The sequence below is a fragment of the bacterium genome (assembly GCA_024224155.1).
Taxonomy (GTDB): Bacteria; Acidobacteriota; Thermoanaerobaculia; order Multivoradales; family JAHEKO01; genus CALZIK01.
The window spans coordinates 1-15,375 of the sequence record JAAENP010000018.1 but is presented as its reverse complement, the minus strand read 5'-3'; the positions used below and the strand labels follow the sequence as shown (position 1 = coordinate 15,375).

General features: G+C 63.5%; 12 protein-coding genes and 1 tRNA gene. 8 read left to right on the top strand and 5 right to left on the bottom strand.

Annotated features, from left to right (window positions below):
* Nucleotides 1-31: 31 nt before the first annotated feature.
* Nucleotides 32-652: a DnaJ domain-containing protein gene (locus tag GY769_01885; GenBank protein ID MCP4200668.1), complete on the top strand. Its 621-nt coding sequence runs from the start codon at nucleotides 32-34 to the stop codon at nucleotides 650-652.
* Between the two features lie 70 nt (nucleotides 653-722).
* Entirely contained in the window at nucleotides 723-1,454 is a 732-nt protein-coding gene (locus tag GY769_01880) for a Stp1/IreP family PP2C-type Ser/Thr phosphatase (GenBank protein MCP4200667.1), read from the top strand.
* On the opposite strand, the gene GY769_01875 is transcribed toward GY769_01880, so the two are convergent.
* Nucleotides 1,451-2,566 (bottom strand): VWA domain-containing protein, encoded by a 1,116-nt coding sequence (locus GY769_01875; GenBank protein ID MCP4200666.1) that lies wholly within the window; start codon nucleotides 2,564-2,566, stop codon nucleotides 1,451-1,453. The genes GY769_01880 and GY769_01875 overlap by 4 nt on opposite strands.
* A gap of 242 nt (nucleotides 2,567-2,808) precedes the next feature.
* Between GY769_01875 and GY769_01870 the strand changes: the two genes are divergently transcribed.
* Nucleotides 2,809-4,176: a PQQ-like beta-propeller repeat protein gene (locus GY769_01870; GenBank protein MCP4200665.1), complete on the top strand. Its 1,368-nt coding sequence runs from the start codon at nucleotides 2,809-2,811 to the stop codon at nucleotides 4,174-4,176.
* A gap of 58 nt (nucleotides 4,177-4,234) precedes the next feature.
* On the opposite strand, the gene GY769_01865 is transcribed toward GY769_01870, so the two are convergent.
* From GY769_01865 to GY769_01855, 3 genes are all read right to left on the bottom strand, one after another.
* Complete coding sequence (locus tag GY769_01865; GenBank protein MCP4200664.1) at nucleotides 4,235-6,367, bottom strand: fatty oxidation complex subunit alpha; 2,133 nt, start codon at nucleotides 6,365-6,367, stop codon at nucleotides 4,235-4,237.
* 54 nt (nucleotides 6,368-6,421) lie between these two features.
* Nucleotides 6,422-8,218, bottom strand: a complete 1,797-nt coding sequence (locus tag GY769_01860; protein MCP4200663.1) for a long-chain fatty acid--CoA ligase — start codon at nucleotides 8,216-8,218, stop codon at nucleotides 6,422-6,424.
* 102 nt (nucleotides 8,219-8,320) lie between these two features.
* A tRNA-Pro gene (locus tag GY769_01855) sits at nucleotides 8,321-8,397 on the bottom strand.
* Between the two features lie 101 nt (nucleotides 8,398-8,498).
* Between GY769_01855 and GY769_01850 the strand changes: the two genes are divergently transcribed.
* From GY769_01850 to GY769_01835, 4 genes are all read left to right on the top strand, one after another.
* Complete coding sequence (locus tag GY769_01850; GenBank protein MCP4200662.1) at nucleotides 8,499-9,866, top strand: NAD-dependent succinate-semialdehyde dehydrogenase; 1,368 nt, start codon at nucleotides 8,499-8,501, stop codon at nucleotides 9,864-9,866.
* On the top strand, nucleotides 9,863-11,221 hold the full coding sequence (locus GY769_01845) for a sulfatase (GenBank protein ID MCP4200661.1): 1,359 nt from the start codon (nucleotides 9,863-9,865) through the stop codon (nucleotides 11,219-11,221). Before GY769_01850 ends, GY769_01845 begins: the two co-directional genes overlap by 4 nt.
* Nucleotides 11,222-11,305: 84 nt before the next feature.
* Complete coding sequence (locus GY769_01840; GenBank protein MCP4200660.1) at nucleotides 11,306-12,832, top strand: peptide MFS transporter; 1,527 nt, start codon at nucleotides 11,306-11,308, stop codon at nucleotides 12,830-12,832.
* A gap of 136 nt (nucleotides 12,833-12,968) precedes the next feature.
* The gene (locus GY769_01835; GenBank protein MCP4200659.1) at nucleotides 12,969-13,154 is read left to right on the top strand and encodes a peptide MFS transporter; all 186 of its coding nucleotides are present in this window, start codon (nucleotides 12,969-12,971) and stop codon (nucleotides 13,152-13,154) included.
* Between the two features lie 771 nt (nucleotides 13,155-13,925).
* Here GY769_01835 and GY769_01830 read toward each other — a convergent pair.
* Nucleotides 13,926-14,420: a hypothetical protein gene (locus tag GY769_01830; GenBank protein MCP4200658.1), complete on the bottom strand. Its 495-nt coding sequence runs from the start codon at nucleotides 14,418-14,420 to the stop codon at nucleotides 13,926-13,928.
* Nucleotides 14,421-14,554: 134 nt separating this feature from the next.
* Between GY769_01830 and amrB the strand changes: the two genes are divergently transcribed.
* Nucleotides 14,555-15,361, top strand: coding sequence for an AmmeMemoRadiSam system protein B (amrB, locus tag GY769_01825; protein ID MCP4200657.1), 807 nt, complete (start codon nucleotides 14,555-14,557; stop codon nucleotides 15,359-15,361).
* The last annotated feature ends 14 nt before the right edge of the window (nucleotides 15,362-15,375 follow it).

Here is a 15,375-nt window from a genome sequence, read left to right as displayed (position 1 = left end):
GCGCGGAGTTCTTAGGAGATACGCGATAAGGATGGCCAAAGACTATTACGTGGTTCTGGGTGTGGCTCAGAACTCGACCGAGAAGCAGATTCGGCAGCGGTTTCTCGAGCTGGCCCGAGAAAGGCATCCGGATCGTTTCCAGGGGGCGGAGAAGGTCAAGGCGGAGGAGGAATTCCAGGAGATCACCGAGGCCTTTAACGTTTTGACCGATCGTGAGCGCAGAAGGCTGCTCGACAGTGAGCTTTCGCGTCCGTCGCTGGCACAGCAGGGGACCGCTGAGGAGGCCGCTCGCGTCTACATAGCGAGAGGCCTCGAGTCGCTGCGCTCCGGAGACGTTACGCAAGCGATTGAGAACCTGGAACAGGCGACGCGAGAGGCTCCGACCAGCGCCAAGGCCTGGTACAGCCTCGGCGTGGCCAGTCAGAGGCGCCCCGGCGGCAAAGGGCGGGCCCGGGCCGCCTTCGCCAAGGCCTGCGAGTTCGAGCCGATGAACGCCAAGTACCTCAAAGAGGCCGCCAAGGCTTTTGACAGCGGCGGCATGTACGCGGAAGCCGCGCGGCTGTACAAGGAGGCGTTGGACTGGGGTGGCGAGGATGCCGAGGTCCGAGCCGCCTTCCAAACGGCCCTCCAGATGGCTAAGTCGGCCGGTTGAGTTCATACCGGCCCGAGAATAGGTTCTGAGTCGTTTGGCCATTCACTCTTCAGCAGCGGCTCGTTCCGACGTGGGCAGGAGTCGCTCGACCAACGAGGACTACTTCGCGATTCGCCCGGAGAGCGGGCTGTTTCTGATCGCCGATGGCATGGGTGGCCACGGCAACGGCGAGGTCGCGTCGCGGCTGGTGACGTTGTCGGTCTGCGAGTCGATCGAGGCGGTGCCTAGAAAAGCCTGGGGGCGAAAGGGCAGTCTCGAGCCGTTCGGGGACGAGCTTCGCAAAGCGCTGGTGCGGGCGAACCAGGCGGTTTTCAAAGCGGTGGAGGAGAACGAGGACCTGGCCGGAATGGGAGCGACGATGGTCGCGATGATGTCCAGGGACGCCACCGCGGTGATCGCTCATGTCGGCGACAGTCGGGCCTATCGTCTCCGCGGCGGCCGGCTCGAGCAACTGACCGAGGACCACACCTGGGTCGGTCAGCAGGTGTCAGCGGGAGAGCTCTCGCTGGACGAGGCTCGCAGCCATCCCTTTCGGAATGTGGTGACTCGCGCCCTGGGCGGAGAGGCGGAGCTCGTCGTCGACCAATCTGCCCACGATGTGCAGGCCGGTGATCTCTTTCTGCTTTGCACGGATGGCTTGACCGGCGTTCTCGAGGATGAAGAGATCGCCGAGATACTCGGCGGCGGCGGCACCCTGGACGGGCGCTGCGCGACGCTCATCGGCGCGGCCAACGACGGCGGCGGCCCGGACAACGTGACCGTGCTGTTGGTGAGCTTTACGGAGTCAGATTCCGGCTCCTAGGCTCCGAATCGATAGCCCTCGCGAGCCTTTACATCGAGATCGGGGTTCTTCACTCTGACCTCGACCTTCCGGTAGCCGGATTGACCGGCCGGTGTCTCTGAACTGTAGCTGAGCAGGTAGTAGCCGCTGTTCTCTTCGAGTACCGCGGCCAGGGGAGCCTCGAAGCTCACGTGGTTGAAGAGGTATTCGCCGCCGGTGTCGATGGCGAGCACGTTCATGCTGTCCTGCACGCCTCTGGTATTTACGAGCAGCTGTCCGGCGAAGTCGATGCCGGTGAGCACCGAGATCGAGTAGACGGCAAGGTTGTTGTCATTGAGGGTGTGCACCATGTCGTCGTAGTAGCGTTCGTCCGGTAGGACGGTGCCGAAGCCGGTGACCTCACCGAAACCCGCGCTGAAGAAGAGCAGGTTCTTGCGGCCCACTACGTTGCCCGCGGCTTCGGCGAGGATCTCGAGGCCGCTGTAGAGCCTTTTGGTCTGGCGCCGGAGCTCCTTGCCCTGGGGCAGGTTTGCCAGCAGCGAGGGGCCTTCCGACCGCCGCTCCTCGAGGCGCGAGGGCCAGACTTCCGGTGGATTTTTGCCTCGGGCCGCGTCGTGAATCGCCTGCGCGAGCTGCTCGTTGTCCCGGGTGAAGTCGGTGTAGACCTTGAGCTTGAAGTCGTAGCGGACAACCGCGACCCAGTCGTTGGGAAGAAGCTCGGTTCGGATCCACGTCTCGGCGCGTCGCGCCAGATCCATGTACTTGGTGGTGAGGCTGGGTGCGGCGAGGCGCTGGTCGTGGAGGAACAGGATGAAGTAGCGGTCCACCGGCATCTCATCGGGGGAGATCTTCAAGGTCGCGGCAACGTCGCTCGAATCGACCAGTTGGCGATTCGAATAGAAGGTCGAGCCGGTCAGCTCCACGACGCCGTCCTCCTCTTCGACGATGAAGTCGTCGCGGTCGAGACCCAGAATCACGTTGCCGTTCTTGTCTGTGACCACGACGTCGAGGAGGACCTCGTTGACACTGACTTCGCCCTCGAACGTACCGGCGCTCCTCTCCTGAGCTGTCGCCGAGAACGGAAAGGCCGCAACAAGCGCGAGCGCGGACAAAAAGTACTTTGCGGGTCTCATCAAGCCTCCTGCTGTGTGCGTTTTTGCATCCGACCTGCCCTCATCGCCCAAATAAGAGCAAATCCCGAGCCAGGTCGAAACCGCGCGGAACTGCAAGCCACTCCTGGCAATCATCTCGCGGGGGATGGGCGGACCTCGGCGGCCACCGTCGACAATCGATGACAGTGTACCCTCCGGGCAACGAGAGAGAGTGCAGTACCGTACATAATGACGCTCCGGGTCAATCGCAAGGAGGATTCAGGATGTGCCACCGCAATTCGCGCCACACTGTTGCCCTAGCCGTCAGTCTCACCTGCCTCAGGCTGGTCTTGGTCGCACCCGCCAAGGCTGAAGTCGACGGCAATTGGCCCGGCTTCCGGGGTGCCCACGCCCGCGGCGTGGCCCAGGGTGCCTCGCTGCCAACGGAGTGGTCGGTCGCGGACACGACGAACGTCCTTTGGAGGGTCCCGGTTGCGGGTCTCGGACACTCTTCTCCGGTGATCTGGGGCGATCGCATCTATCTGACCACCGCGATCAGCGGCAAGCAAGATCCCGAGCTCAAGGTCGGCCTTTACGGCGACATCGATTCCGTCAAAGACGAAACGACTCATAGGTTCATGGTCCATGCCTTCGACAAGCGCGACGGCAAGCTTCTTTGGAAGCGGACGGCGCGCGAAGGGGTCCCCCGCATCGAGCGTCATCCGAAGGCCTCCCATGCCAATTGCACGGTGGCGACGGATGGCAAACACGTTGTCGCCTTCTTCGGATCGGAGGGTCTGTTCGTCTACGACGTGGAGGGTGAATTGCTCTGGAAGAAGGACTTCGGAGTCCTCGAAGCCGGCTACTTCGAGGTTCCGGGAAACCAGTGGGGCTTCGCCAGCTCACCGGTGATTCATGAAGGCAAGGTGATCATCCAGGTCGATGTCAAGGAGAATTCGTTTCTGGCGGCGTTTGCCGCCGATACCGGGAAGGAGCTCTGGCGCACGGCTCGGCACGACGTCCCGACCTGGAGCACCCCCACCGTGCATGTCGGCGAGATCGGATCGCAGGTCATCGTCAACGGCTACCGGCACATGGGCGGCTACGACCTGAGCTCGGGCAAGGAGGTGTGGCGGATGCACGGCCGGGGAGATATCCCGACGCCGACACCGTACGTGGTAGATGATCTGATCTACGTGACGCAGGCCCATGGGGGTGGCATGCCCGTCTACGCCATCAAGACGACTGCGGTGGGGGATATATCTCTGGAAGAAGGCGAGACCGCGAACAAGTACGTGGCCTGGAGTGCACCCCGCGGCGGCTCCTACATGCCCACGACGGTGGTCTACGACGGCCTGATCTACATTCTGCGCGACAACGGCATCCTGCGGGTTCGCGACGCCAAGTTCGGAGAGCTCCACTATGAGCAACGGATTACAGGAAACACGGGATTCACCGCTTCACTCGTGGCGGGTGACGGCAAGGTCTACCTGACCGCTGAAACGGGCGAGGTCTACGTCGTCAGAGCCGGCCGCGAGTACCGGCTCCTGGCGACGAACGAGATGGGCGAGGTCTGTATGGCGACTCCGGCCATCTCGGACGGGATCCTCTTCTTTCGAACCAGAAACCACCTGGTGGCCGTGGGGCGCTGATTCGGGGACCTCGGGGACACGATTCCATCGTGTCCCCTCCCGACTGGCTCTCGAGGGCCTAGCCGTACTTCTCGTAGAATCCGCCGGCCTCGACGACCCGGCGATAGGCGTCGCCGGGCTGGAAGCGGTCGCCGAGCTCGGTCGCCCAGCGCTCCATTTCGGCCGCCAGCTTGTCCAGTCCCTGCGCGTCGGCCCAGCGGCAGAGCCCGCCGCGGAATGGAGGGAAGCCGGTTCCGAAGATCATCGCCAGGTCCAGGTCCGCGGCGCTCCGGACGATCTGCTCTTCGAGACAGCGGGCCGCTTCGTTGACCATCGGCAGCATCAGGCGCTCGGACATCCGACCGGCGTTGGGGTCGTCGATCTTGGAGGTAATGCCGAGCAGCTCGTAGACCGCGGGGTCGGGCCTGGTTCTCCGACCCTTCTTGTAGAGATAGAAGCCCTTCTGGGCCTTGGCCCCCAGGCGCCCGTCCTCGACCATTTTGTCCATCCAGCCGGGGTAGGTGAGCCGTTCCGGGTAGGCCTCGGACATGATGTGCGATACGTGAACCGCCGTGTCGAGTCCGACTTCGTCGGTGAGCGCACACGGACCCATCGGCATGCCCCAGCTCGACGCGGCCTCGTCGAGATCCTCCATCCGGTGCCCCTCGTCGAGCAGCCACATGGCCTCGGCCATGGTGAAGGCGAGCAGGCGGTTGACCAGGAAACCCGGACCGCTCTTGACCACGATCGGGGTCTTGCCGAGCTTGCGCGAAACTTCCACGATGGTGTTGATCGCCGTGGCAGAGGTCTTCTCGCCGACCACGACCTCGACCAGCGGCATCCTGTGCACCGGATTGAAGAAATGCATGCCGACCACGCGCTGGGGATTGGGCGTGTCCCGCGCGATCAGGTCGATTGACAACGACGACGTATTGCTGGCCAGGACGCAGTGCTCCGGGACCATCGACGCGAGCTCGGCGAAGACCTTCTGTTTGACGTCGAGTCTCTCGACGATCGCCTCGATGACCAGGTCGACCTCGCTGAAACCGGAATAGTCCAGGCTGGAGCGGATGAGCGCCAGCCTGCGTTCCGCTCCGGGGCGCTTGAGCCACCTGCGCTTGACCTGTTTCCGGAAAAGGCCCGCGGCATGCTGCACACCCTTGGCCAGGGCGTCGTGGCTGATGTCCTTCATGCGGACCGGGAGCGAGAGCTTGTCGGCGAGGATCTGGGCGATTCCTCCACCCATCACGCCGGCACCGAGAACGGCGGTCGACTCGATTTGAATGGGCTTGCCGCCCTCGGCGAGGCCGCCGCTCTTGGCGGCTTCCATCATGTGAAAGAGGTGGATCAGGTTCTTGGCGGTTGGCGAGACGGCGAGCTCGCCGATCGCCCGCGCCTCGGCTTCGAGCCCGGCCTGGTGTCCGTCCGAGAGCGACGTCTTGACGACTTCGAGCGCGCGCAGCGGTGCGGGGTAGTGGCCGCGAGTGGTCTTCATCACCTGCTTGCGTGCCTGGTCGAAGACGATCTTGCGGCCGAGTGGGTTCTTCTCGAGCAGTCTCGCTCGCAGGCTCGAGCCGCGGGATTTCGGTTTCTTGCCAGCGATGACACCTTCCGCGAACCTGCGCACCTCGCGTGGGAAGCTGGCGTCCGGAATCAGCGCGTCGGCCAATCCGATCTTGAAGGCTTTCCCGGGGCGAACCGCCTTGCCGGCCAGAATGATGTCGAGAGCGGCGGTGAGGCCGACCTTGCGCGGCAGCTTGGTGCAGCCGCCCCATCCGGGCACGATTCCCAGCTTGGTCTCGGGAAGGCCGATTCGAATGTCTTCCCGATCGCTGATCAGGATGTAGTCGCACGAAAGTGAGATCTCGGTCCCGCCGCCCATGCAGGTTCCGCGCACGGCGGCGATCGTTGGGAACGGCAGGGCCTGCCAGCGATCGAAGAGCTCCTGACCTTGGCGCGAGCCCTGCTCGGCCTCGGCCGGATCGGTCACGCCGGCAATCGCGTCGACATCGGCCCCGGCGATGAAGATCCGCTCTTTCGCCGAGGCCAGAATCGCGCACCTGACCTCACTTCGACCCGATAGCTCGTCGACAAGCAAGGCGAGCTCTTCCATGGCCTCGCGGGTGAAGACGTTGGCCCTCTTGTCCGGAAGGTCGAAGACTACGGTCGCGAGACCGCTCTCGGTTATCTCGAGACGGAATGCCGTACCCACTGTGAATTCCTCCCCGATCCGCCCGGCCGCCTCAGCGCGTTCGGGCTTTGGTACTCAGGCCGAGCGCTCGGCCTCGGCGTCGCGATAGACCTGTTCTATGACTTCGCCGTATTTCTGGTTGATGACGCGACGCTTGATCTTCTGGGTCGGAGTGAGCTCTCCGCTTTCGATGGTGAACTCGTGCGACAGAAGCTCCCACGCGTGAATCCGCTCGTATTTGGCCAACTCCTTGTTGGCATTCCGGACTTCACCCGCGAAGAGCTCCTGGACCTTTGAGTCCGCCAGCAGTGCGGCGCGATCGTCCGTGCCGAGGCCCTGATTGCCGGCCCAGACTTCGAGCGTGGCGAAATCGGGCACTAGGAGCGCAGACAGGAACTTGCGCCGGTCACCGATGACGACCGCCTGTTCGATGTACTGGCTGGCCTTGAGCTGGCCTTCGATCGGGGCCGGCGCTACGTTCTTTCCGTAGGCGTTGACGATGATCTCCTTCTTGCGGTCGGTGATCCTCAGGAAGCCCTCCTCGTCGATCTCGCCGATATCGCCGGTGTGAAACCATCCCTCCGCATCGATCGCCTCGGCCGTCTTCTCGGCGAGGTTGTGGTAGCCCTTCATGATGTTGGGGCCCTTGGCGAGAATCTCGCCGTCGTCGGCAATCTTGAGCGTGACTCCGGGGATCGCTCTACCGACTGTGCCCATCTTGACGAACCCGGGCCGGTTGACGGTCAGGACGGGCGACGTCTCCGACAGGCCGTAACCCTCGTAGATCTCGATGCCGGCTCCCCAGAAGAACTCGGCGACGTCCCTCGCCAGCGGCGCCCCACCCGAGGTGGCGACCTCGAAACGGCCGCCGAGGCGCTCCTTGATCTTGCCAAAGACGAGTTTGTCGGCGAGCTTGAGCTTGAAGCCGAGAAATCCCGGCGGCGTCTTGCGGGTGAGGCGGTAGGGCAGAGCTTTCTTGGCCACGCTCACCGCCCAGCTGAAGATCTTCCTTTTGAGAGGCGAGCTCTTCGAGACGTTCTCTCGCACTCTGGCGAGGACTTTCTCGTACACCCGCGGCACCGAAACGAACACATGAGGCCGGACTTCGCCGAAGTTCTGGGCCACGGTTTGAACCGATTCGGCGTACGCGACCGTGACGCCCTGGCGAAAGTAGATGTAGTCGATCGTACGCTCGAACGAGTGCGACAACGGCAGAAACGAGAGCGCCGTCTGGTGGGGCTCGATGTCGAGGCAAGTGAGGCACGCCTCGACGTTGGAAGCGATGTTCTCGTGGGTTAGCATCACGCCCTTCGGATTGCCGGTGGTGCCGCTGGTGTAGATGAAGGTCGCTAGGTCTTCGGGCTTGATTCTCGAGGCTCGCTCCTTGAGCTCCTCCAGGGGCATGGGAGCGGAATCGCGTGTCAGGCTGTCCAGAGTCTTGATGGCATCGCTCGGCGGCTCGCCTTCGATCAACACGAAGTTCTTGATCGCGGGCATGTCGTCCCTGATTTCCAGCAGCCCGTCCAGACGCTCCCGGCCCTGGATCAGAGCGATCTCTGCACCGCAGTCGTTGACCACGTAGGCGGCCTGGTCGGATGTCAAGGTCGGGTAGACCGGAACCAGGACCGCCCCGACGCCCAGCGCCGCGAAATCCACCGTCGGCCAGTGGGGCCCGTTCTCGGCCATCAAAGCGACGCGGTCCCCAGGCTCGACGCCGAACTGGACCAGGCTCGCGGCGACCGTCTGGACCCTATCCACGAGCGCGCGCGAGGAGATGGATCTATAGCGACCGTCGACCTTATGCATCAGGCAGTCGGACTTGTCATACGACTCGATGACGAAGAGAAGATCGGCTAGCGTTCGGATAGCCATATGCACCCCCTTGGAGGACGAAACGAATCTAGATGGCCGAGAAGGCCGCGTGATTCTATCTTAAGTCCCAGCGGCCCCAAGTGGGCTATCTTGCGGGAAAAATGGTCGGGGCGAGAGGGTTTGAACCTCCGACCTCACGGCCCCGAACCGTGCACTCTACCAGGCTGAGCTACGCCCCGACGGCGGTTGGTGTCGATCCGCGCGGACGGATCAGGGGAAGGGGAGAATACCGGTGCTCCCGCGGCGGGTCAAGATCGGGGGAATGAGCTAGAGTTTTGCCATGACCATCGAGACCTTCAATCCCGCCACCGGAGAGTTGACCGCCGTGTACCCGGCATATCGAGAACCGGAGGTCGAAAGGGCCCTGGCGAAAGCCGCCGAGGAAGCGCCCGCCTGGGCGTCGAGGTCGATCGCCGAAAGAGCGGACCTCCTGTGCCTGGCTGCGGGGATTCTCGAGGACCGCAAGATCCAATACGCCGAGCTGATGGCCCTGGAGATGGGCAAACCGGTGAGAGAAGGCAGGGCGGAGGCGGAGAAGTCGGCGTGGGTCTGCCGGTACTACGCCGATGAGGCGGAGTCTCTGCTGAGGGCGCGGGAGATTGAGACCGACGCCAGCAAGAGCTTTGTCGCCTTCGAGCCGATCGGGCCGGTGCTCGCCGTTATGCCCTGGAACTTCCCCTTCTGGCAGGTGTTTCGTTTCGCGGCCCCCAATCTCATGGCCGGCAACGTCGGACTGCTCAAGCATGCTTCGAACGTGCCCGGCTGCGCGGTGGCGATCGAAGAGATCTTCGTCGAAGCGGGATTTCCGGAGGGCGCGTTTCAGACGCTACTGGTGGGGAGCCGAGCCGTGGCCGGTTTGATCGAAGATCCGCGGGTGTCGGCCGTCACGCTGACCGGCAGCACTCCCGCCGGTCGCGCAGTGGCCGCCAAGGCCGGCGAGTGTCTCAAGAAGACCGTGCTCGAATTGGGGGGCAGCGACCCGTATGTTGTGCTCTCCGACGCCGACCTCGATATCGCCGTCGAGGCTTGTGTTGCCGGCCGGTTGCTCAACACCGGGCAGAGCTGCATTGCCGCCAAGCGCTGGATTGTCACCGCGGATCGGCGCGAGGAATTCGAGAGGCGCACAATCGAGGTGCTCCGGGGCAAGGTCGTCGGCGACCCGCTCTCGGAAGAGACCGATGTCGGACCGATGGCCCGCGCCGACCTGCGTGACGAGCTTCACCAACAGGTGCTCGCGAGTGTCGACAGGGGCGCGCGATGCCTGCTGGGCGGCGAGCTTCCCGACGGCGAGGGCGCCTTCTATCCGGTGACGGTGTTGACCGACGTGGCCCCGGGCATGCCCGCCTACGAAGACGAGCTCTTTGGTCCGGTGGCGGCGATCCTGCCGGTTGCCGATGACGAGGAGGCGATTCGAGTGGCCAACGACACCGGCTTCGGCCTCGGGGCCGCGGTCTTCACCCGAGATGTCGAGCGCGGCACCGATATCGCCAGGCGGCGCCTCGACGCGGGCTCCTGTTTCGTCAACGCTTTCGTTCGCAGCGATCCGAGGTTGCCGTTCGGCGGCATCAAGGACTCCGGCTACGGCCGCGAGCTCGGCAGTTTCGGCATCTACGAGTTCGTCAACATCAAGACGGTGTGGGTGGCATGAGGCTGGCGGTTCTTGTTCTGCTCTTGATGGGCGTAGATGCCGCGAGTGCCTCCGCCGTTCCGAAGCGGCCCAACGTCGTTCTCATTACGATCGACGATCTGGCGACTCAGTTTGGCGCCTATGGAAACGATCAGGTGGTGGCACCTAACCTCGAGCGCCTGGCGCACCGGACAGTTCGCTTCGATCGCGCCTACAGTCAGTTTCCCGCTTGTAACGGCAGCCGGACCTCGATGTTGACCGGCCTGCGACCCGACTCGACGGGCGTTCTGAACAACGAGGTTTACTTTCGCACGCTTCTTCCGGAAGTGGTCACGTTGCCGCAGTTCTTTCGCCGCCGGGGGTACGTCACCGTCGGCATCGGCAAGAACTTCCACGACTCCGGCGGTGAATCCTGGCATGACGCGCAGTCCTGGGACATCTTTCATCGCCCTCACGGCAAACGCGAGGCCAAAGAGGGCAAGGGTCGGAACGTCACCGGCGGCGAGATCCCGTGGGCCAGTTGGGTAGCGGCGAAGGGCAAAGACAGAGATTTTGCCGATGGCCGCGTCGCGGCCTCAGCCGTGGCGACGCTCGAGAACCTGTACGCGGCGGGGGAGCCCTTCTTCCTGGCTGTGGGATTCCAGAAGCCCCATCCCCCTTTTGTGGTCCCGAAGCGACACTACCGGCGCTATAGACTAGGCCGGCTGAGACTCCACGACCCACCGGGCGAACGTTCCAAGGAGCTTCCAGCCGCCCTGGGACTCTGGCCCAGGATAACGCGGCGCGATCGCCGCGAGCTGTTGCGAGCCTACTATGCCGCCGTTTCGTTCACAGACCGGCAGTTGGGTTTGATCCTTGATGTCCTCGATCGGGTCGAGGGTTGGAACAACACCGTTGTCGTGCTGACTTCCGATCATGGGTTCCATCTGGGTGAGCACGATTGGTGGGGAAAAGACACGCTGTTCGAACAGTCGGTCCGCGTACCGCTGCTGGTTCACGCGCCGAAGATGGAGCGCAAGCGCAAGAAATCGTCTCGCTTGGTGGAGCTGCTGGACATCTACCCGACCCTGGTCGCCCTGGCACGCCTGAAACCTCCAAGCCATCTACAAGGACGAAGCCTTGTGCCGCTACTCGAGGAGCCGCTGCGCGATTGGTCTCGCGCCGCTTTCAGCCAGGCCTCCCACGGCAGCATCAAGGGCGAGTCCGTGCGCACCGGGCGATGGCGTTACACAGAGTGGAACGGTGGCGGAGAGGGCGTCGAGCTCTACGATCATTCGGCCGACCCCGACGAGTACCTGAATCTAGCCGAGCTTCCGGAGTACGAATCGGTGGTTCAGGATCTCAGCCGTTTACTCGATTCGAACTTTGAAGAGTGAGCGCTGCCCGGTCCCTCGCCTTGCCGAGACTGACGTTCCCGAATATCCTAGCGGCGCGATTGAGAAACAACCGGGGAGTCCTGTATGAGTCAACCTGAAGTCAGCGCCGCATCCCAAAAGCAGTGGTTCGGACACCCGCGAGGTCTTTCGACCCTTTTCTTCACCGAGATGTGGGAGCGCGCCAGCTACTACGGCATGCGCGCTCTTCTTTTGTTGTATATGACCGACCTGGTTCGTGGCGGTCTCGGGATGGACGTCCAGACCGGCGCAGCAATCTACGGTCTGTACACCTTCGGCGTGTATGCCCTGGCCCTTCCAGGTGGGTGGGTCGCGGATCGGCTGGTCGGGCAAAGAAGGGCCGTTCTGATGGGAGGGGTCGTAATCGCTGCGGGGCACTACGTTCTGGCGTTACCCTACGTCCTTTCCGGAACCGAGTACTGGTCGTTCTACCTCGGCCTCTTCCTGGTTGTCGTCGGTACCGGCCTTCTCAAGCCGAACGTGAGCGCCATCGTGGGCGATCTCTACCAGAAGGACACGCCCGCGCGTCGGGATGCCGGTTTCTCGATTTTCTACATGGGAATCAACGTCGGCGCGGTGCTGGGTCCCACGGTGTGCTCGTGGTTGGGAGAGCAGGTGAACTGGCACTTGGGTTTCAGCGTTGCCGGGATCGGCATGACCCTGGGCGTGATTCAGTACATTCTGGGTCGCCGTCATCTGACCGGTGCCGGCGAGCTCAAGGGAGAAGCCGCAACCGCAGAGTCGCAAGGCAATTCCTGGCGGTTGTTCTATTCCGCGATCGCGGCCCTTGTGGTGATCGTGGTGGTGGGCGTGTACTTAGTCCGGAGTAGCTATTTTGCTCTAACACTGGTCGGTTTCGCTCAAGCCACTGGGCTCTTGGTTCTGATCGTCTCGGTGCTTTATTTTGCCTACATGATCCTGTTCGGATGTCATGACGGTTCTGAGAGGAAGAGGGTGTTTTTCATTTTCCTGCTCTTCCTGGGAGCCGCGATGTTCTGGTCCGGCTTCGAGCAGGCGGGCTCCTCGTTTAACCTCTTCGGTCAGGACTACACCGACCGGGTCTTCGGCGGCTGGGAGATGCCCACAGGTTGGCTGCAGAACATTAATCCGGCCTTCATCATCATCTTCGCGCCCATAATGGGAATGCTATGGGTCAAACTAGATCAGAGGAATCCCTCCATTCCGGTCAAATTCGGCGCGGGCTTGGTTCTCCTCGGCGTTGGATTTCTCGTGCTCGCGTGGGCCGCCAACTACATTCCCGAGGGCGCCGGCGGAGATCCCTCCAAAGGCATCACAATGGCCTGGCTGGTCGCCACGTACTTCTTCCACACGATCGGTGAGCTTTGTCTGAGTCCGGTCGGCCTGAGTAGCATCACCAAGCTGTCGCCGGATAGGTACGTCGGACAGATGATGGGGATGTGGTTCATGGGCGCTGCGCTGGGGAATCTGATCGCCGGCCTGATTGCTGGATACATCGAGGCGATGCCGATGCCTCAGCTCTTCAGCACGGTTGCCACGATCGTCGCCGTGTTCGGTCTCCTGTTCTTGATCTTCTCGATTCCAATCAAGAAGCTCGCTCCGGGCATCAACTAGGGAAGAAGAGGACAGGCGCCGGCGCGACCAGGCTCTTGTTCACTGGGCCGATAGTGGGCCACCGGTGCGCTCATCTCGCTCGCCGAGCCTCGCTCGCAAGAGGCACGCGGCAGGCCTGACAGCCACTGCACCGCAGATGATGGGTACTTGGTTCATGGGTGCCGCTCTGGGCAACCTGGTCGCGGGTCTGGTGGCCGGCTATATCGAGGCGCTGCCTCTGCCGCAGCTTTTCGGAACCGTGGCGACGATTGCAATCGTGAGCGGCCTGGTGTTCCTGGTTCTGGCGAAACCGTTCAACAGGTTGGCGGTCGGCGTCAAGTAGCGAGCCACGGCTCCGATCGGCGCGACAGTTTTCGCGGTCGACCTCCGCCTCGGGGACACGTTTCCTACGTGTCCCCTCCCGACTGGTTTTCGAAGCCGCTGAGTCTCCGCAGCGGTCGACCAGCGCTTGCCCTCGAGCGAAGCGAAGGGTGTCGACCGAGGTACGCTGCTACCGGTTATCGGCGATACGGCGCGCGAGTCGCCAGAGGCCGGCTCGAGCTGAGCAGCCTGCATTGGTCGGGCTCTCGCCTGCGCGCCGCACCGCCTCGCTTCTAGTCCTCCGGAATCGGCTGGAGTGCGCCCTCATTGAGTGAAGCGCAGGTGCGAGCGAGCGCGACTTCGGTCCCTTCGGACTTCGTAGGCCGCGTCGATTGCAGCACGCTACGGGAGCGATCCTAGTTCAAACTCGCCCGAAAGACCGCGTCGGCAAGGGAGGGCGAGATCTCACATCGCGGGGAAGCCAAGCCGACACCGGGGGCCACTGGGGTAGGCAGTGGGGGGACGCGCCGTGTAAGACGCGAAATGGGGGACCTCGTACGCGCCGCTGTCGGGCGGCGGGACCGGTAGGGTAGGCGATTGTGGAAGAGGGCCCCCGGCATGGTTGGTCGATTCTTCGGGCGAGGCATCCGCGATGCGTTTCTCGGGAGTTGTCGGTTCTGAGGGAGTTCGGGTCTCTCTAGTTTAGAGACACGTCAGGTCGGGGAGGTTCCCGAAGTCCGTGAGGGCGGCGCATCTCGCGCCGCCCTCGGAGTGCCTGGATCGAGCGCGGTGTCTAGTTACCGCCTCGAACACGACTGCCGCCGCCTGTCCCTTGACCCGCTCCACCGTGTCGGCCCGAGTCACAACCGGAACATCCGGCCGAGCCCGGCTCGTGGACCCGATCGCGCACCCGGTCGCCGGCGCTCGGCCGCCCCTTGCCGGAGTTGCGTATCATCTCGCCGTTGGCGTTGGTCCGACCGAAAGACTTCCCGTCGCGCCGTATCTCCATCGACTTGAACTCTCGCGGTGCGCCGGGCTCGCCGGTCGAGTGGATTCGGGCTCGAACCTGATCGCCGGCCCGATAGCAGCCTTCGCAGGCGCCACCCTTGCCCAGATTCAGCCGGATCTGCTCGCCATCGCGGGTTCGAATCGTCAGGCGGTCGTGCTCGCCACCGTTGGTCGTCATCACCCGTTGCTCGACCGTGACCACCTGCCCCTTGACCTTGCTGTACTTCTTCTTCGCTGCGGCCGGTGCCACGGCCAGCAAGGTTGTGAGGGCCGCCGCCATCGCAACTGTCGAATCCGTCGATAAAGAGTTCGGACCGCGGCAAGGTTGGTCGAGTGCCAGGGTCCTCCACGGTTGGTCTTCCACGGTTGACCCGTGAGGGGGCGCCGCTTGGTAGGATAGCCACGAGGCACGCCATGGCCGACCCACAGCCCGTTCGCCAGCCCGCAGTGGCCGGGTTGTTCTATCCGGGCGATCCGGCCGAGCTGGCGGCGACCGTCCGGGCCCACCTGGACGTGGGGTCGGAGCTGGCCGGCGCCGCTTCGGATCCGAAGGCGGTCATCGCTCCGCACGCGGGCTACGAGTATTCCGGTCCGATCGCCGGAACCGCTTTCGCGCCGGTGGCCGATTCGGTCGATCGGGTCCGGCGTGTGGTGGTGCTCGGCCCGGCTCACCGCGAGCCGCTGCGCGGACTCGGGTTGCCCGGAGCGAGTGCCTTTTCGACGCCGTTGGGTGAGGTCGAAGTCGACTCCGAGCTGGCCGATCGAGTGGCCGAGCTGCCGCAGGTCGCGGTGAGCCGGTCGGCCCATGCCCTCGAGCACTCGCTCGAGGTCGAGCTGCCGTTTCTGCAGATGATTCTGGACGACTTCACCGTGCTGCCACTGGTCGTCGGCGACGCCCGCCCCGAAGAGGTTGCCGAGGTGCTGGATACGGTGTGGGGTGGAGAGGAGACGCGAATCGTAGTCAGCTCGGATCTCTCGCACTACTTGTCCTACGTCGATGCGGTCGCCGCCGATCGGGCCACCGCCGAGCGTGTCTTGTCTCTGGAGCCGACCGTTGGTCCCTGCGACGCATGCGGAGCCCACTGTGTCAACGGACTGCTCGCCAGCGCCCGGAGGCGAGGCATGCGCTGCGATCTGCTCGATCTGCGCAACTCCGGAGATACCGCTGGCGATCGCAGCCGCGTCGTCGGCTACGCGGCGTTCGCTTTCTACGAGAACTAGATGACGACCCAGGT